The 17,241-nt window shown below is 71.2% G+C and carries 17 protein-coding genes and 1 pseudogene; 11 read left to right on the top strand and 7 right to left on the bottom strand.

Going from position 1 to position 17,241, the window contains the following annotated elements; translation table 11 throughout:
* Positions 1–27: 27 nt before the first annotated feature.
* Positions 28–921, bottom strand: coding sequence for a hypothetical protein (locus HW837_RS31760; RefSeq protein WP_045555969.1), 894 nt, complete (start codon positions 919–921; stop codon positions 28–30).
* A gap of 348 nt (positions 922–1,269) precedes the next feature.
* On the opposite strand from HW837_RS31760, the gene mshA reads away from it, so the two are divergent.
* Both mshA and HW837_RS31750 read left to right on the top strand, forming a co-directional pair.
* Positions 1,270–2,610, top strand: coding sequence for a D-inositol-3-phosphate glycosyltransferase (gene mshA / locus HW837_RS31755; protein WP_045555970.1), 1,341 nt, complete (start codon positions 1,270–1,272; stop codon positions 2,608–2,610).
* A gap of 131 nt (positions 2,611–2,741) precedes the next feature.
* Positions 2,742–3,257 carry a type III secretion system chaperone family protein gene (locus HW837_RS31750; protein WP_045555971.1) on the top strand — a complete coding sequence of 172 codons (516 nt, stop codon included), beginning with the start codon at positions 2,742–2,744 and terminating at the stop codon, positions 3,255–3,257.
* Here the strand turns inward: HW837_RS31750 and HW837_RS31745 are convergent.
* Positions 3,202–4,113: an AraC family transcriptional regulator gene (locus tag HW837_RS31745; RefSeq protein ID WP_045555972.1), complete on the bottom strand. Its 912-nt coding sequence runs from the start codon at positions 4,111–4,113 to the stop codon at positions 3,202–3,204. The genes HW837_RS31750 and HW837_RS31745 overlap by 56 nt on opposite strands.
* A 49-nt stretch (positions 4,114–4,162) precedes the next feature.
* Here HW837_RS31745 and HW837_RS31740 point away from each other — a divergent pair, with 49 nt between their 5' ends.
* Positions 4,163–4,639 carry a DUF2000 domain-containing protein gene (locus tag HW837_RS31740; RefSeq protein WP_086798315.1) on the top strand — a complete coding sequence of 159 codons (477 nt, stop codon included), beginning with the start codon at positions 4,163–4,165 and terminating at the stop codon, positions 4,637–4,639.
* 58 nt (positions 4,640–4,697) lie between these two features.
* Here the strand turns inward: HW837_RS31740 and HW837_RS31735 are convergent.
* A pseudogene (locus HW837_RS31735) lies at positions 4,698–5,532 on the bottom strand (MFS transporter).
* 103 nt (positions 5,533–5,635) lie between these two features.
* Here HW837_RS31735 and HW837_RS31730 point away from each other — a divergent pair.
* A complete protein-coding gene (locus HW837_RS31730) occupies positions 5,636–6,397 on the top strand; it encodes a phosphoglyceromutase (protein WP_045555973.1) in 762 nt (253 codons plus the stop codon).
* A 79-nt stretch (positions 6,398–6,476) separates the two neighbouring features.
* Here the strand turns inward: HW837_RS31730 and HW837_RS31725 are convergent, their stop codons facing one another.
* The 3 genes from HW837_RS31725 to phoU form a co-directional block, all read right to left on the bottom strand.
* Positions 6,477–6,776: a hypothetical protein gene (locus tag HW837_RS31725; protein ID WP_093789862.1), complete on the bottom strand. Its 300-nt coding sequence runs from the start codon at positions 6,774–6,776 to the stop codon at positions 6,477–6,479.
* A gap of 165 nt (positions 6,777–6,941) precedes the next feature.
* The gene (locus tag HW837_RS31720) at positions 6,942–7,190 is read right to left on the bottom strand and encodes an SCO4226 family nickel-binding protein (protein WP_045555975.1); all 249 of its coding nucleotides are present in this window, start codon (positions 7,188–7,190) and stop codon (positions 6,942–6,944) included.
* A 724-nt stretch (positions 7,191–7,914) separates the two neighbouring features.
* Positions 7,915–8,613: a phosphate signaling complex protein PhoU gene (phoU, locus tag HW837_RS31715; RefSeq protein ID WP_045555976.1), complete on the bottom strand. Its 699-nt coding sequence runs from the start codon at positions 8,611–8,613 to the stop codon at positions 7,915–7,917.
* A gap of 299 nt (positions 8,614–8,912) precedes the next feature.
* On the opposite strand from phoU, the gene phoR reads away from it, so the two are divergent.
* Entirely contained in the window at positions 8,913–10,178 is a 1,266-nt protein-coding gene (gene phoR / locus HW837_RS31710; RefSeq protein ID WP_045555977.1) for a two-component system sensor histidine kinase PhoR, read from the top strand.
* Positions 10,175–10,855, top strand: coding sequence for a two-component system response regulator PhoP (gene phoP / locus HW837_RS31705; protein WP_033322296.1), 681 nt, complete (start codon positions 10,175–10,177; stop codon positions 10,853–10,855). The genes phoR and phoP overlap by 4 nt, the downstream gene beginning before the upstream one ends.
* A gap of 115 nt (positions 10,856–10,970) precedes the next feature.
* Here phoP and HW837_RS31700 read toward each other — a convergent pair whose 3' ends face one another.
* Positions 10,971–11,666: a copper chaperone PCu(A)C domain-containing protein gene (locus tag HW837_RS31700; RefSeq protein WP_045555978.1), complete on the bottom strand. Its 696-nt coding sequence runs from the start codon at positions 11,664–11,666 to the stop codon at positions 10,971–10,973.
* Between the two features lie 617 nt (positions 11,667–12,283).
* On the opposite strand from HW837_RS31700, the gene HW837_RS31695 reads away from it, so the two are divergent.
* The 5 genes from HW837_RS31695 (at position 12,284) to rlmB (ending at position 17,050) form a co-directional block, all read left to right on the top strand.
* Positions 12,284–12,766: a CarD family transcriptional regulator gene (locus HW837_RS31695; protein ID WP_003953493.1), complete on the top strand. Its 483-nt coding sequence runs from the start codon at positions 12,284–12,286 to the stop codon at positions 12,764–12,766.
* A gap of 351 nt (positions 12,767–13,117) precedes the next feature.
* The gene (gene ispD / locus HW837_RS31690; RefSeq protein ID WP_045555979.1) at positions 13,118–13,882 is read left to right on the top strand and encodes a 2-C-methyl-D-erythritol 4-phosphate cytidylyltransferase; all 765 of its coding nucleotides are present in this window, start codon (positions 13,118–13,120) and stop codon (positions 13,880–13,882) included.
* Positions 13,872–14,402 (top strand): 2-C-methyl-D-erythritol 2,4-cyclodiphosphate synthase, encoded by a 531-nt coding sequence (ispF, locus tag HW837_RS31685; protein WP_045555980.1) that lies wholly within the window; start codon positions 13,872–13,874, stop codon positions 14,400–14,402. The genes ispD and ispF overlap by 11 nt, the downstream gene beginning before the upstream one ends.
* Positions 14,403–14,547: 145 nt before the next feature.
* The gene (gene cysS, locus HW837_RS31680; protein ID WP_045555981.1) at positions 14,548–15,951 is read left to right on the top strand and encodes a cysteine--tRNA ligase; all 1,404 of its coding nucleotides are present in this window, start codon (positions 14,548–14,550) and stop codon (positions 15,949–15,951) included.
* Positions 15,952–16,108: 157 nt separating this feature from the next.
* On the top strand, positions 16,109–17,050 hold the full coding sequence (gene rlmB / locus HW837_RS31675; RefSeq protein ID WP_193381489.1) for a 23S rRNA (guanosine(2251)-2'-O)-methyltransferase RlmB: 942 nt from the start codon (positions 16,109–16,111) through the stop codon (positions 17,048–17,050).
* Positions 17,051–17,241 lie beyond the last annotated feature (191 nt).

Here is a 17,241-nt window from a genome sequence, read left to right as displayed (position 1 = left end):
AGCTGTCCAACTGCCTTCAGCCGGACGTCAGCCGCCGAATCGCGGCGCCAACGCCTCCCAGGCCACCGTGACTTCGCCCTGGCGCCAGCGCGACACCCCGTCCCGCACCGGCCAGTCCGCGCTCAGCGCGCGGATCGTGCGGATCCAGCGCTGCCGCGCGCCGTACGAGGCGTACGGTGCCGCCGCCGCCCAGGCGTGGTCGAAGTCGCGGAGGAAGGCGTGGACCGGTTCGCCGGGGACGTTGCGGTGGATCAGGGCCTTCGGCAGGCGTTCGGCGAGGTCGGAGGGGTGGTCCAGGGAGCCGAGCCGGGTGGCGAAGGTGACCGTACGGGGTCCCTCCGGGCCGAGGGCGACCCAGACGTGCCGACGGCCGATCTCGTCGCAGGTGCCCTCGACGAGCAGACCTCCGGAGGGGTACGGGGTCGTGGGGGAGTGGGGACCCGTGGTGGGTTGGGGACCCGTGGCGGGGCGTGGGCCCGTGGTGGGGTGGGCCCGGCCGGGAGGAGGCGGTGCGGCCGGTTCGAGGCGGGCGCACAGGCGGGCCCAGACGGCGGCGACCTCGTCCTCGTCGTACTGACGGAGCACGTTCGCGGCCCGGATGAGGGTGGGCCGGCCCGGTACCGGCACCTCGAAGCCGCCGTGGCGGAAGGTCAGGCCCTCGCATGCGTAGGGCTCCGCCGCTGTGACCCGGGCCGGGTCGATCTCGACGCCGACGACCTGCGTGCGGGGCGCTGCCGTGCGGAGGCGGCGGAGGAGTTCGACGGCGGTCCAGGGGGCGGCGCCGTAGCCGAGGTCGACGGCGAGAGGGGCGGCGGCGCGGCGGAGTGCGGCACCGTGGGTCGCCGCGATCCAGCGGTCCATGCGGCGCAGCCGGTTGGGGTTGGTGGTGCCGCGCGTCACGGTTCCGACTGGTCTTGCCATGGGGCGAGCGTATGTCCGCCGCTCGGACCCGCGCCCCGCACCCACCTCATCCGATCCCGGGGCGCGGCACCCACCTCATCCGATCCCGGGGCGCGGCACCCACCTCATCCGATCCCGGGGCGCGGCACCCACCTCATCCGACCCCATCCCATCCCAGGGCGCGGCACCCACCTCATCCGTTCCCAAGGCGCGGCCCCCACCCCCACTTCCCAAGCGCTCGAACGGTTGAGCGAAGCTCGGTAATAATTGTGCAAAGGGGAAATGGAACAGCCTCCTCCGGTGTTCCCCCTCCCGAGAGGGACCCCACGCCCTCCCAACGGCATGCCCGGAGCGAGGAGGAACCGCCACGTGAGCCACTACGTCAGCAGGCTCGGGCGACGTTCCCCGGTCGGCGCGGGGCGGCTTCGGCTGCACCGGAAGCCGCGCCGGGTCGCGATGCTCTCGGTCCACACGTCACCGCTGCACCAGCCCGGCACGGGCGACGCGGGCGGGATGAACGTCTACATCGTGGAGCTGGCGCAGCGGCTGGCCGCCCAGGGCATCGAGGTGGAGATCTTCACCCGCGCCACGACCGGCGCCCTGCCCCCCAAGGTCGAGCTGGCCCCCGGTGTCCTGGTCCGGCACGTCGACGCGGGCCCGTACGAGGGGCTGGCCAAGGAGGAACTCCCGGCCCAGCTGTGCGCCTTCACGCACGGCGTGATGCAGGCCTGGGCGGGCCACCGCCCCGGTCACTACGACCTGGTCCACTCGCACTACTGGCTCTCCGGCCACGTCGGCTGGCTCGCCGCCGAACGCTGGGGCGTCCCCCTGGTGCACGCCATGCACACGATGGCCAAGGTCAAGAACGCCGCGCTCGCCGTCGACGACACCCCCGAACCCGCCGCCCGTGTCATCGGCGAGACCCAGATCGTCCGCGCCGCCGACCGCCTCATAGCCAACACGGCGGAGGAGGCCGACGAACTCGTCCGCCACTACGACGCCGACCCGGCCAAGGTCGCCGTCGTCCACCCGGGCGTGAACCTCGACCGGTTCCGTCCCGCCGACGGCCGCGCGGCGGCGCGGGCCCGCCTCGGTCTTCCCCCGGACGCCTTGATCCCTCTCTTCGCGGGCCGTATCCAGCCACTGAAGGCGCCCGACGTGCTCCTGCGCGCCGTCGCCGTCCTTCTCACCGAGCGCCCTGAGCTGCGGTCGCGGATCGTCGTGCCGGTGGTCGGCGGGCCGAGCGGGAGCGGGCTCGCCAAGCCGGAGGGCCTGCAGAAGCTGGCCGCGCGGCTCGGCATCGCCGATGTCGTACGGTTCCGGCCGCCCGTCGGGCAGGAACAGCTCGCGGACTGGTTCCGGGCGGCGTCCGTGCTGGTCATGCCGTCGTACAGCGAGTCCTTCGGGCTGGTGGCCATCGAGGCGCAGGCGGCCGGTACGCCGGTGCTGGCGGCCTCGGTCGGTGGCCTCCCGGTCGCCGTGAAGGACACGGAGACCGGCTTCCTGGTCCAGGGCCACGATCCCGTCGCGTACGCGCGCGTGCTGCGCGATTTCGCCGACGCCCCCGAACTGCCCGCCCGTATGGGCGCGGCCGCCGCCCGCCACGCCGAGTCCTTCGGCTGGGACACGTCGGCGGCCGCCACGGCGGACGTGTACACGGCGGCCCTGCAGGACCACCGCCGCCACCGGGTGCGCGCCCACTACGGGTGAGCCCCGCCCTTTACCTGGGGCCGGCCCCCGAGGCCGCCCCTGGGGCGCGCCCCAGGGGCCGCCGCCCCTGTTGAAACGCCTCCGCGCGGCTTCCCGGTCGCCCCGCTCGTACCGGCGGGTACGCTCGCCCCATGGCTGACGAAGCGGCGATCATCGAGCAGGTCCTCACCGAGGCCGAGCTGGAGTGGGAGAGCCCCGGGCCCGGCTCCTACGTCGTGAAACTCCCCGGCACCCGCAAACTCTCGACGACCGTCTCCCTCATCGTCGGCCGCCACTCCCTCTCCCTCAACGCCTTCGTGATCCGCCATCCCGACGAGAACGAGGCGGGCGTCCACCGCTGGCTCCTGGAGCGCAACCTCAAGCTGTACGGCGTCAGTTACGCCGTCGACCCGCTCGGCGACATCTACGTCACCGCCCGGCTGCCGCTCTCCGCCGTCACCCCCGAGGGCATCGACGGCCTCCTCGGCCAGGTGCTGGAGGCGGCCGACGGCGCCTTCAACACCCTCCTGGAACTGGGCTTCGCCTCCGCGATCCGCAAGGAGTACGCCTGGCGCGTCTCACGCGGCGAACCGACCCGCAACCTGGACGCGTTCAGCCATCTGACGCGGGACGTGGTGGCCGACCGTTCCGATAGCGGCCAGGGGTGACCCCGACCCACCGTCCGAAGTGCCGCGTCAGGTGCGCCTGGTCGTAGAACCCGGCCTCGGCCGCCGCCTCGCCCGGCCGCATGCCCTCCAGCAGCAGCCGCCTGGCCCGCTCCACCCGCCGGGACATCAGGTACTGGTGCGGTGCGATCCCGAAGGCCGCTCCGAACGCCCGTACGAGATGCGCGGGGTGGGCCTGGACCGTCCCCGCGGCCTCCTCCAACGTGATCCCGTCCGCGACCCGCTCGTCGAGGAGTTCACGGAGCCGATGGGCGACGGAACGAGCGCCGGGAGCGGCCCCCGCACCGGCACCTGACGTCGTGCTCTCCGGTGCGGCCGACGGTCGCAGATGCCACCGCAGCCGTTCCCCGACCAGTGCGAGCCGGCTCTCCGCCTCCAACTCGTCGCCCGGCCGCGCGAGCGCCGCGTGCAACTGCCCCACCCGCCGCCGTAGTACGGGATCCCGCAGGTCAGGGCCGTCCACCGCCGCCCCCACGAGGCTCGCGTCGAGCGCGGCGAGGGGTGCGTTCGGGTCCAGGTACAGCACCCGCTTCCGGAATCCCCGCTCCGTCACCGGCGCCCCGTTGTGCGGCACGAACGGCGGCAGCAACGACACCGTGTCGTGCGGCGTCCCGTGCTCGTGCCGGTCCAACTCGTAGCGCACAGCCCCGTCGTCCACGATCAGCAGCGTCCACACGTCGTGCACATGCATCGGGTACGCGTACTCCGTGTAGTGCGCGTGGAAGACCTCGACGACGCCGGACACCCGCGGCCGCCAGGCGGTGACGTCACGCCGGGGGGAACCGGACCGCTGGGCGGAACCGGACTGCTGGGGGGAACCGGACCGCTGGGAACCCATGCAAAGAACGTACAAGACGGGATCGTCCGGCGATCGGCAGTCTCATCCCATGAACAGCGACACGCTCGACGAGGCCCCCGGCGCGACCGCCGTGCCCTCCGTGGGTACGCCCCCCATCCGCTTCGACACCAAGATCGCCGTCCTCCTCCGCGACGACCTCGCCACCTGGCAACGCCTCAACGTCACGTCGTTCCTGGTCAGCGGTCTGGGCCCGACGGTTCCCGAGGTGATCGGCGAGCCGTACGAGGACGCCGACGGGGTGGGCTACCTGCCCATGTTCCGGCAGCCGGTCCTCGTCTTCGAGGCCACGAAGGAGGTCCTGAAGGCAGCGCACACGCGCGCGCTGTCCCGCGCCCTCCCGCGCGCCCTCTTCACATCCGACCTCTTCGGCACCGGCAACGACCGCGACAACCGCACAGCCGTACGGTCCGTCGCGACGGGGGAGCTGGACCTGGTCGGCTTGGCGGTCTACGGCCCGCGCAACGGAGTGGACAAGGTGGTGAAGGGGGCGCGGATGCACCCGTGAGGCACCGCCGGGGACGGCCGGGGTCGTACGGCCGGGTCGTATCGCCGAGGCCGTGACCCTACGCCCGGCCCGAACCGGCGGCCTCGCCCAAGGCGGAGGCCGACGTCTCCACCGGCGCGGCGGCGGTCACCTGCCCAGGCACGGTGACGGGCACCTCCTGCGGCACCGCGCCGGCCCCCTCCACCAGATCCGTACCCGTACCCGTACCCGTATCCGTCATCCGGCGCATAAGTGCCCAGTACCCCACCCCCGCCACGGTGCCGATCACCGCGCACAACCCCCACAGCCACTCCGCGCCCCACCGGTCGATGACGACGCCGGACATCAGCGGAGCGACGAGCGCGGCGACGGACCACGACATCGTGTACATGCCCTGGTAGCGGCCGCGCTCCCGGGCGGGCGAGAGGCGGACGACGACCCCGGTCTGGGTCGGCGCGTTGACGACCTCGGCGAGTAGTTGAGGGAGAACGCGCGGACGCGGTCCTCCGGCCGGACGATGTCCGCCATCATCGCCTGCACGGCGGGGCGGGACGCGTTGCCGGCGGCGCCGACGAGGAAGGCGACCGCGGCGATCGCGACGGGATCGTGCACGAAGCCGAGCAGCGCGACCGACAGGGCCGTCGAGACCTGCGCGACGAGCAGCGTGGGCCGCCGCCCGAGCCGGTCGGCCATGACCCCGCCGCCGAGCGACGAGACGATTCCGCCGAGCCCGTGCAGCGAGGCGACGAGTCCGGCGTACGAGGCGGAGTACCCGCGGTCCAGCGTCAGGTGCAGCGCCATGAAGATGGCGACGAAGGCGCCGAGCCGGTTCACCAGCGTGCTGATCCACAGCCACCAGAACTCGCGGGCAGCCCCGACACCGTTTCCCGGACGGCGCGTCTGGCAGCGACCACCCGATCAGCAACCCCAGTCAACTGTCATGGGAGGGGAGCAGGAGCGTGTCCGCCTGTCGGCCGGACGTATGACGGTTCTCGGCCGTCGATTACGCTCGGGGCCATGGCCGACGCACCGTACAAGCTGATCCTCCTCCGCCACGGCGAGAGCGAGTGGAACGAGAAGAACCTGTTCACCGGCTGGGTGGACGTCAACCTCACTCCGAAGGGCGAGAAGGAGGCGACGCGCGGCGGTGAGCTGCTGAAGGACGCCGGCCTGCTCCCGGACGTGCTGCACACCTCCCTCCAGCGACGCGCCATCCGCACCGCGCAGCTGGCCCTGGAATCCGCCGACCGCCACTGGATCCCGGTCCACCGCAGCTGGCGCCTGAACGAGCGCCACTACGGCGCCCTCCAGGGCAAGGACAAGGCCCAGACCCTCGCCGAGTTCGGCGAGGAGCAGTTCATGCTGTGGCGCCGCTCGTACGACACCCCGCCGCCCCCGCTCGCGGACGACTCGGAGTTCTCCCAGGCGACCGACGCGCGCTACGCGACGATCCCGCCGGAGCTGCGCCCCCGCACGGAGTGCCTGAAGGACGTCGTCACGCGCATGCTGCCGTACTGGTACGACGGCATCGTCCCCGACCTCCTGGCCGGCCGCACGGTCCTCGTCGCCGCCCACGGCAACTCCCTCCGCGCCCTCGTCAAGCACCTCGACGGCATCTCGGACGCCGACATCGCGGGCCTCAACATCCCGACCGGCATCCCCCTCGCCTACGAACTCGACGCCGACTTCAAGCCCCTCACCCCCGGCGGCACCTACCTCGACCCCGAGGCAGCGGCAGCCGCGATCGAGGCGGTCAAGAACCAGGGCAAGAAGAAGTAAGCAGAGCGGAACAGCCCCCCCGGCCGCGGTTCGTCCGTGAGCGGGGGGCCTGTTCCGTTGTGCGCTGGCTAGGTGTCGTCTACGCCGCGCCCTTGATCTCAGGGGCGACGAAGCGGCGGTGGAGGGGGCTGAAGGTGGTGTGGGGGGTGCCTGTCAGGCCCGCTTTCTCGATCACCGGGGCCAGGCGTTCGGCGAAGAACGTCTCGAACGCCTGCTGGGACTCCCACACGTCGACGACGTGGAGCCCTTCGTCGTCGAACCAGGCCACGTGGATCTGGCCCCCGGCCGCCGGTACCCCCTCCCAGTCGACCGCGTCTCGCACGGTGTCGTACTGCTCCGGAGTCACCTCGGGCCAGTGCATCGACATCACTACGGGCATGTGCAGAACCCCCTTGTTCCTGCCGGTTGCGGCAAGGGGATGCTTCCATCCGGCGAGCGTCACCGGACAGGGCGTGCGGAGGTGGTGAAGCGGCTGACCGCGCCGACCGAGAGCTCGCGCGCGCTGGTTGCGCCGGCCCGTCCGCGCCGTACGTGACCAGTGCGGCTAGATCATCAGCGGTACCGGGTGGATCTCGTCCGCCTTGTGGCCCGCGCGTTCGTGGATGCGCTGGACCGCTTCGGCGGAGGGGGCCTCGGAGAGGCAGTAGACGGTGCCGGACGCGGGGTCGGCCCAGGCGCGTTCGAAGTGGACGTTCTCGTCCTTCTCGATGTCGAGGTCCGCCTTGTGCGCGGCATGCAGCTGGTCCTCCGTGATGCCCTTCATGTTGTGGTGGACGTCCATGAACTTGGTCATGACCCGCACCTCCTTCGTCCTCGCCCCCGTTTTCCTTGTCCCGTCCCCTTCCCTCCCCTTCCTCCCCTCCTCATGCTGCGCCCGTACGGTCGTTCGGGCGACTCCGCGGCGTGCGAAAGGGGGCCCGTCACGAGTGACAGGCCCCCTTCTCCCGCGTACGAGAAGAGCCGCCGCGGCTGGTCTGCCGGTCGGCAGGTCGGCTGGTCGGTGTCAGCCGCACTGGCACGGGTTGCCGGACTGGCATCCGCACCCGCATCCGGAGCCGCAGCCGCAGGCGCCGAAGAGAGGCAGGGGCTTGCGGTCGACGGGTTGATGGGTGTCCCGGACCTGTGTCGGGTCCGGCGTGCTGGGGCTGGCGGGGGATTCGGCCATGGTCCCTCCTCGAAGGGATGGAAGGCGAAGCGCGGACGCGAGCACAGAAACGCAGTACGAACGTGCAGTACGAACGGGCAGTACTGGCAAGCGGTACGGACATGCAGTACGCACACGCAGCACTGACGCGCAGTACGGACACGCGGCGCCGACCGCGGCGACCGCGGTGTCTGTGTCCGTTGATTGCCCCATTTCACGCTCGTTCAGCCGGGCGCATCAACGGCGCATGGAGGCGTTCACACGCCCTGCCCGGCCTTCGAGCGCCGGAGCCCGCAACCCGAGCCCCGCGCGCACCACCCAGCCTCCTTGAGCCTGAAGACCCCCGGGACCCCGGGACCCCCGGACCCACCCCCTACGCCCCCTCCACCCCCGCAACCGGCTGCACCGGCTGGATGTCCGCCTGGAGTTCGTCCGCGTGTTCGCCCGTCACCAGGTACACCACCCGCTTCGCGACCGACACCGCGTGGTCCGCGAAGCGCTCGTAGTAGCGGCCGAGGAGGGTGACGTCGACGGCGGTCTCGATGCCGTGCTTCCAGCGGTCGTCCATGAGGTGCTGGAAGAGCGTGCGGTGGAGCAGGTCCATCGCGTCGTCGTCGCTCTCCAGCTGGAGCGCCAGGTCGACGTCCTTGGTGATGATGACCTCGGCGGCCTTGGCCATCAGGCGCTGCGCGAGCTGGCCCATCTCCAGGATCGTGGCGTGCAGGTCGCGCGGGACCGCGCGCTCGGGGAAGCGCAGCCGGGTCAGCTTGGCCACGTGCTGGGCCAGGTCGCCCGAGCGCTCCAGGTCGGCCGACATGCGCAGCGACGTCACGACGATGCGGAGATCCGTCGCCACGGGCTGCTGCCGGGCCAGCAGGGCTATCGCGCGGGCCTCCAGGTCGTGCTGGAGGTCGTCGACCTTCTTGTCGGCCTCGATCACGCTCTCGGCCAGCTTCAGGTCGGCGTCGAGCATCGCCGTCGTGGCGCGACCGATCGCCGACCCCACCAGTCGGGCCATCTCGACCAGGCCCTCACCGATCGAGTCAAGTTCCTCGTGGTACGCGTCCCGCATCAGGGTGTCCCTCTCTTACGTACGTCTGCTCGTGGGTGACCGGAAAAGCCGTTCCGGAAGCCGTTCCGCCAGGCCGGGCCAGGACGGCCGTACCCCGACCACCGTGTGCACGGTCGACGGCGAACGGTGACCGGGAGCCCCGGACAATTCCCACGCTCCCACGTTCCGGCCCTTACGCGTCCGTTTCCGCCACCCCAAATGAACCAATACTGGCTCCAAGGTGAACTCTGGGCGACGAGTGTTCGAGGTCGCCCTCCGATCGCTGTGGGGATGTCCGACCTCGTGCCTAACCTGGATGCATGGACGTGAACGCGGCGGTCGCCGCAGCGGCAGCGATCGCCGGAGTGCTCACCGGTGTCATCGCCATGCTGGCGTTCCGCTTCAGCGAGCGCGAGCAGAAGCGTCCCACCAGAACCTCCCTGCACACCGACCCGGTGCTCCCGCCCGGCGTCGACACCGTGCTGTCCGTGCTCCGCTCGTCCGCCGTCGTCCTCGACGAGGCGGACGCCGTCGTCAAGGCCAGCTCCGCCGCGTACGCACTCGGGCTCGTGCGGGGCGGCAAGCTCTCCATCGAGCCGATGCTCAAGATGGCCCGCGACACCCGCCGCGACGGCGAGATACGACAGGTCGAGCTGGACCTGCCCCGGCGCGGCACGGGACGCGGCGAGGCGCTCGCCGTCTCCGCGCGGGTCGCGCCGCTCGGCTCCCGGCTGGTGCTGCTCCTGGTCGAGGACCTCACCGAGGCCCGCCGGATAGAGGCCGTGCGGCGGGACTTCGTCGCCAACGTCAGCCATGAGCTGAAGACGCCCGTCGGCGCCCTCTCCCTCCTCTCCGAGGCGGTCATGGGCGCCTCGGACGACCCGGAGGCGGTGGAACGGTTCGCCGGGCGCATGCAGATCGAGGCCACCCGGCTCACCAACCTCGTGCAGGAGCTGATCGACCTCTCCCGGGTGCAGAACGACGACCCGCTGGAGGACGCCGAGCCGGTCCGGGTGGACGAGCTGGTCGCCGAGGCCGTCGACCGCTGCCGCCACCAGGCCGGCACCAAGCAGATCACCATGGCCGCCGGCGGCACCGCCGAGCTGCGTGTCTGGGGCAACCGCGGTCAGCTGGCCGCCGCCCTCGGCAACCTCGTGGAGAACGCCGTCAACTACTCCCCGGCCCGCACCCGCGTCGGCATAGCCGCACGCCGGGTGACCGCCCCCGGCGGGGACCATATCGAGATCGCCGTGACCGACCAGGGCATCGGCATCTCGGACAAGGACAAGGAGCGCATCTTCGAGCGCTTCTACCGCGTGGACCCGGCCCGCTCCCGCCAGACCGGCGGTACGGGACTCGGTCTCGCGATCGTCAAGCACGTGGCCGCCTCGCACGGCGGGGAGGTCACGGTGTGGAGCTCGGAGGGACAGGGCTCCACGTTCACGCTCAGGCTGCCGGAGGCGGGCGCCGCCCGTGACCGCGTGGCCCAGCACCCGGACCTCGACGACGAGGACGGACAGCCTCACACCGACAGATCCCCGTACGAACCGTACGGACCGCTTCCCGCCCCGGAGGTCCTTCCGTGACCCGAGTGCTCGTCGTCGAGGACGAGGAGTCCTTCTCCGACGCCCTGTCCTACATGCTCCGCAAGGAGGGCTTCGAGGTCGCCATCGCGACCACCGGGCCCGACGGCCTCGACGAGTTCGAGCGCAACGGAGCCGACCTCGTCCTGCTCGACCTGATGCTGCCCGGGCTGCCGGGCACCGAGGTCTGCCGTCAGCTGCGCAGCCGCTCCAATGTCCCGGTGATCATGGTGACCGCCAAGGACAGCGAGATCGACAAGGTCGTGGGCCTGGAAATAGGAGCCGACGACTATGTCACCAAGCCCTTCTCCTCCCGCGAGCTCGTCGCCCGTATCCGGGCCGTACTGCGCCGCCGCGGCGAGCCCGAGGAGGTCACCCCGGCCGCGCTGGAGGCCGGTCCCGTCCGTATGGACGTCGACCGTCACGTGGTCACTGTCTCGGGCTCCAAGGTCGACCTCCCCCTCAAGGAGTTCGACCTGCTCGAGATGCTGCTGCGGAACGCGGGCCGAGTCCTGACCCGTATGCAGCTCATCGACCGAGTCTGGGGCGCCGACTACGTCGGGGACACCAAGACCCTCGACGTCCACGTCAAGCGCCTCCGCGCCAAGATCGAGCCGGACCCGGGCGCGCCTCGGTATCTGGTGACGGTCCGTGGTCTCGGGTACAAGTTCGAGCCGTAGGCCCTACGGCCGCACACCCGCCGTACGCCGAAGGGCGGCACCCCTCGCAGGGGGTGCCGCCCTTCGGCGTACGTGCTCACGGACCTCGGCGGCCCGGTGGCCGACGTGGCCGGTCTCAGTGGCCCGTGGTCTCCCCGGCGGCCGAGGACGACGGCGAGGCCGTGGAGCCGGCGGCGGTGCCCTCCTCCTCGGTGGCCGTCGCGTCGGCGGACGGCGAGCCCGTGGCGTCGGGGGAGGCGGAGCCGCTCGCCTCCTCGGACGGGGAGGCGCTGGCGGCGGGGGCCTCGGGGATGTCGGACGGGCCCCACTTCTCGAAGTAGTGCTCGGCGGGGACCACGAAGGCGCGCAGGGAGACCTTGCCGGTCTCGCTGAACTCGAAGGTGACCTGCTGGGCGTTGCCGTCCTTGACCGCGTCGGTGACCTCGGACAGGACCGCGGAGGCGTTCCCGGTGCCGCCGAGGACCACGGAGCCGCCGGCCGGGACGACGACCTTGCCGCCCTTGCCCTTGCCCTTGGCGGGCGTGAGCTCGACGGTGCCGCCGCCCTCGACGGTGACGGAGTCGAGGGTCTGGTCGGTCGTGGCGGCGTTGAAGAGCGTCGCGGAGACCACGGCGGGGCCCTTGGTCTCGGTGCCGGGCTGGGTGACCACGATCGCGTTCTGGATCTTGATGTCGCCGACGCTGGTGGCCGCGTTGTCCGGCTTGACCTCCAGCGTCTGGGCGTTGTTGCCGGCGGCGCACGCGGCGAGTGAGGCGATCGAGAACGCGATGGCGGCGGCGGCGAGGGCGCCGCGTCGAAGGCTGCTGCTCACGGCGGCGGCAACTCCTAGAACGTGGGCGGTACGTGGTCTGTAGCGGCCTCAGGTTACCGAGCCGTCCCGTCGCCGCCGCACCCGACCCTCCCCAAGTCCCCGACATGTCACCGGAGGCAATTGACGGACGCGTCACACCCCCCGGTCGGCATTCGCAAAACCGCCGTCGATCTCGTCGTGGCCGCGTCCTGGATTTCCGGTAAGGAATGCGCTCCTCCGCGAAAAATCGATCAACTGCCAGAACGCCGCGGGAACAGCGCCAGAACACGATCCGGTAACGGCGGAACAGGGGCCCTTGAACGAACTCCTTGATCAATTCCGGATTCGTCTCGTACCCGACTCCATGCATCGAACGGAGTAGCGGAAGTCGCACACTTGGAGTCGGACAAAGCGGGACGTTAGGATGCGCCCGGCGCCCTCCGGATGCGTGTAACGTACGCGTTTCACTCCGCCCGGAGAGCCGCTCCCACCTGCGAATACCCTCTTCCGTTCGGGCCCCGCAGCACGTTCCTGTTGCAGTTGTCAAGCCCCGAGATATGCCCTGACCTGCGAAAACGCCATTCAGAACCCGCCGTATCCGTGTTACCCTGGATAGCCACGGAAGGGGTACCTGTCACATGACGTTCAAGGTTGGCGACACCGTGGTCTATCCCCATCACGGGGCCGCGCTGATCGAGGCCATCGAAACTCGCCAGATCAAAGGCGTGGACAAGACCTACTTGGTGCTCAAGGTCGCTCAGGGCGACCTGACGGTGCGTGTGCCAGCGGACAATGCGGAGTTCGTCGGCGTACGTGATGTGGTCGGGCAGGACGGCCTGGACCGGGTCTTCGAGGTGCTGCGCGCGCCGTATGCCGAGGAGCCCACGAACTGGTCGCGTCGCTACAAGGCAAATCTGGAGAAGCTCGCCTCCGGCGATGTCATCAAGGTCGCGGAAGTCGTGCGTGACCTGTGGCGTCGTGAGCGCGAGCGCGGACTGTCCGCCGGTGAGAAGCGCATGCTCGCCAAGGCCCGCCAGATCCTGGTGAGCGAGCTCGCCCTCGCGGAGAACACCAACGAGGACAAGGCCGAGGCCCTGCTCGACGAGGTTCTCGCGTCCTGAAACTGACCGCAACTTCGAACTGACCTACGGCAGGCAGCCAGCCCGCACGGCCTTCAGTTCAGCCGTTCAGTGCAGCAGCACATCGAAATGCCGCGGTGCCCGATGACGCATGATGTCGCCGGGCGCTGCGGCATGTTCGTACCCGGATGCCGAACGCCTGAATGGGGTCCCTGATACTCGGCGATACTTGGCGTGCCCCGGTGCTCATGAGTACGCGGTACTCGTACTAGGCGTGCCGGGCCCGGGCAGCTGGCTCGACCAGATGTCACGGAAGGGTCCGGTCAAGGTGTCGCGCCCGGCACGCTGTGGCCATACCCACGTAGGCCGAGCACACAAACCTGACAGGAACCGATGTCTGACGATTCGCGCCCTTCCCCTTCCGGAACCGGTACGGCGACCCGCACGGCGGCCGTGATCCCGGCCGCCGGCCGGGGCGTACGCCTCGGTCCGGGCGCCCCCAAGGCGCTACGCGCGCTGAACGGCACCCCGATGCTGATCCACGCGGTGCGGGCCATGGCCGCGTCCCGTGCCGTCTCCCTGGTGATCGTGGTGGCGCCTCCCGACGGCGCCCCCGAGGTCAAGAGCCTCCTCGACGCGCACGCGCTGCCCGAGCGGACCGACTTCCTCGTCGTACCCGGGGGTGAGTCGCGCCAGGAGTCGGTGAAGCAGGGCCTGGACGCGCTGCCGCCCGGCTACGACATCGTCCTCGTCCACGACGCGGCCCGTCCGCTGGTGCCCGTCGACACGGTCGACGCGGTCATCGAGGCCGTACGGGAAGGCGCGCCGGCCGTGGTGCCCGCGCTGCCGCTCGCCGACACGGTCAAGGAGGTCGAGCCGGTGGACGCGCCGGGGGCGCCGGAACCGGTCGTCGCCACGCCGGAGCGGGCGCGGCTGCGGGCCGTGCAGACACCGCAGGGCTTCGACCGGGAGACGCTGGTGCGCGCGCACGAGACGGTCACCGGGGAGGTGACCGACGACGCGAGCATGGTCGAGCGCCTCGGGCTCGGGGTCGTGGTCGTGCCCGGGCACGAGGAGGCCTTCAAGGTGACGCGACCGCTGGACCTGGTGCTCGCGGAGGCGGTTCTGGCGCGCAGGAGGCTGAACGATGGGTTCTGAGACGACACCGGGGGCGCTGCCGGGGTCCCTGCCGGGGTCCGTGGTGTTGCCGCAGGTCGGGATCGGTACCGACATCCACGCCTTCGAGGAGGGGCGGGAGCTGTGGTGCGCCGGGCTGAAGTGGGAGGGGGAGGGGCCGGGGCTGGCCGGGCACTCCGACGCGGACGTCGTCGCGCACGCGGCCTGCAACGCGCTGTTCTCCGCGGCCGGCATGGGGGATCTCGGGCAGCACTTCGGGACGGGGCGGCCGGAGTGGGCCGGGGCGTCCGGGGTGACGTTGCTGGCGGAGGCCGCGCGGATCGTGCGGGCCGGGGGGTTCGTCATCGGGAACGTGGCGGTGCAGGTGGTGGGCGCCCGGCCGAAGATCGGGAAGCGGCGGGACGAGGCGCAGAAGGTGTTGTCCGAGGTGGTGGGGGCACCGGTGTCGGTCTCGGGTGCGACGACGGACGGGCTGGGGTTTCCGGGACGGGGTGAGGGGTTGATGGCCGTCGCCACCGCGTTGGTCGCCCGGGTGGGGTGAGCGCGTCGCCGGGTGCGGGGCGGTGGGGCTTCTCGCGCAGTTCCCCGCGCCCCTTACGGGGCGCGGGTTCTCCCGAACGTCACGAAACCGTGGTCCTTGGGGTGATCGGGGCGGGACACGCGTCGGGGCCTACTACTCTTGAGGCGTGACTATTCGCCTGTACGACACCAGCGCCCGGCAGATCCGTGACTTCGCCCCGCTCACGCCGGGTTGTGTCTCGATCTACCTGTGTGGCGCCACGGTGCAGGCGGCCCCGCACATCGGTCACATCCGCTCGGGGCTCAACTTCGACATCATGCGCCGGTGGTTCGAGTACCGCGGGTACGACGTGACGTTCGTCCGCAACGTCACGGACATCGACGACAAGATCATCACGAAGGCGGCCGACCAGGGCCGCCCGTGGTGGTCCATCGGGTACCAGAACGAGCGCGCCTTCAACCACGGGTACAGCGTGCTCGGTTGCCTGCCGCCGACCTACGAGCCGCGTGCCACCGGGCACGTGACCGAGATGGTCGAGATGATGCGCGGGCTGATCGAGCGCGGACACGCCTACGAGGCCGACGGCAACGTCTACTTCGACGTGCGGTCCTTCCCGGGGTACCTCCAGCTGTCCAACCAGGAGCTGGACAACCTGCTCCAGCCCTCGGGCGAGGGCGAGACCGGCAAGCGCGACCCGCGCGACTTCGCCATGTGGAAGTCGGCGAAGCCGGGGGAGCCGACCTGGGAGACGCCCTGGGGCCGGGGGCGGCCGGGGTGGCACCTGGAGTGCTCCGCCATGGCCCACAAGTACCTGGGCAGCGCCTTCGACATCCACGGCGGCGGCCTCGACCTGATCTTCCCGCACCACGAGAACGAGATCGCGCAGGCCAAGGCCTTCGGTGACGAGTTCGCGAAGTACTGGGTGCACAACGCCTGGGTCACCATGAGCGGCGAGAAGATGTCGAAGTCGCTGGGCAACAGCGTCCTCGTCTCCGAGATGGTCAAGCACTGGCGGCCCATCGTCCTCCGGTACTACCTGGGCACCCCGCACTACCGGTCGATGATCGAGTACAGCGAGGACGCCCTGCGCGAGGCCGAGTCGGCGTTCGCCCGGATCGAGGGCTTCGTCCAGCGGGTCCTCGAGAAGGCCGGCGGGATCGTCGAGCCCGCGGCCGAGGTGCCGCCGGCGTTCGCCGAGGCCATGGACGACGACCTGGGCGTGCCGCAGGCGCTCGCCGTCGTGCACACCACGGTCCGCCAGGGCAACAGCGCGCTGGCCGCCGACGACAAGGAAGAGGCCGTGGCGCGGCTCGCCGAGGTGCGGGCCATGCTCGGAGTCCTGGGCCTCGACCCGCTGGACGCGCACTGGGCCGGTGACGGCGCCGACCGGGGCGAGGACCTCCACGGGGTCGTCGACACCCTCGTCGGGCTGGTCCTCCAGCAGCGGGAGGCGGCGCGCGCCCGTAAGGACTGGGGCACCGCGGACGCCATCCGCGACCAGCTCAACCAGTCCGGTCTGGTCATCGAGGACAGCCCGGACGGCCCCCGCTGGACGCTCGGCCCGCGCTGAGCCGGACGTCCGGTCAACCTTGATCGATTGTGCCGCCCGGGCCTCCGGGCGGCACACTGCATTGAGCACACACGAAATACGTACGCACGAAGACGTACACACGATGTCGTACACACGCTTGCGTACGCAGGCACGCATCTCAGGAGACGGGTAGGTCATGGCCGCTAACAACCGCCGCATGTCCGGCAAGAAGGGCGCGCAGGTCGGCAGTGGCGGCCAGCGGCGCAAGGGTCTTGAGGGCAAGGGCCCGACCCCGCCCGCCGAGATGCGCAAGAAGCACAAGGCGAACCGCATCGCCAACGCCAAGGCGAAGCAGGCCGCCCGCCGTCCCACGCCGCGCGGGCGGGGCGGCAAGGGCACGTCCGAGATGGTCGTGGGCCGCAACCCCGTCGTCGAGGCGCTGCGCGAGGGCGTGCCCGCCTCGACGCTCTACGTCCAGCAGTTCATCGACAACGACGAGCGGGTGCGCGAGGCGCTCCAGCTCGCGGCCGAGCGCGGTGGCATCAACCTCATGGAGGCGCCGCGCCCCGAGCTGGACCGCATGACCAACGGCCTCAACCACCAGGGGCTCGTCCTCCAGGTCCCGCCGTACGAGTACGCGCACCCGGAGGACCTGGTGGCCGCCGCGCACGACGAGGGTGAGGACCCGCTGATCGTCGCCCTCGACGGGGTGACCGACCCGCGCAACCTCGGTGCCGTCGTCCGGTCCGTCTCCGCGTTCGGCGGGCACGGGGTCGTCGTGCCCGAGCGGCGCGCGGCCGGCATGACCGCCGGCGCGTGGAAGACGTCCGCCGGTACGGCCGCCCGTACGCCCGTCGCCCGCGCCACCAACCTGACGCGCGCGCTGGAGGCCTACAAGAAGGCCGGTGTCGTCGTGGTCGGCCTCGCCGCCGACGGCGAGGCCGAGGTGGGCGAGTTGGCGGCCCTGGAGGGTCCCGTCGTGATCGTGGTCGGCAGCGAGGGCAAGGGCCTGTCCCGCCTCGTCGGCGAGACCTGTGACTTCCGGGTGCGGATCCCGATGCCGGGTGGGGCGGAGTCGTTGAACGCCGGTGTGGCGGCGGGAGTTGTGCTGTACGAGGCGGCGCGTCGGCGGTCTTGACGGCGGTGGGCCGGCAGGCGAAGCCCGCCGGTCTGAGGCCGGCGCAGCCGTCCGAAGCCGCGCAGCGTGCGAGGGCGGCAGACAGGAGGGGTCCTGTGACTTCCGGGTGCGGATCCCGATGCCGGGTGGGGCGGAGTCGTTGAACGCCGGTGTGGCGGCGGGAGTTGTGCTGTACGAGGCGGCGCGCCGCA

It is taken from the genome of Streptomyces caniscabiei (assembly GCF_014930365.1).
GTDB lineage: Bacteria > Actinomycetota > Actinomycetes > Streptomycetales > Streptomycetaceae > Streptomyces > Streptomyces caniscabiei.
Note: the sequence above shows the minus strand (reverse complement) of the source record. Positions and strands in the feature narration are given on the sequence as shown.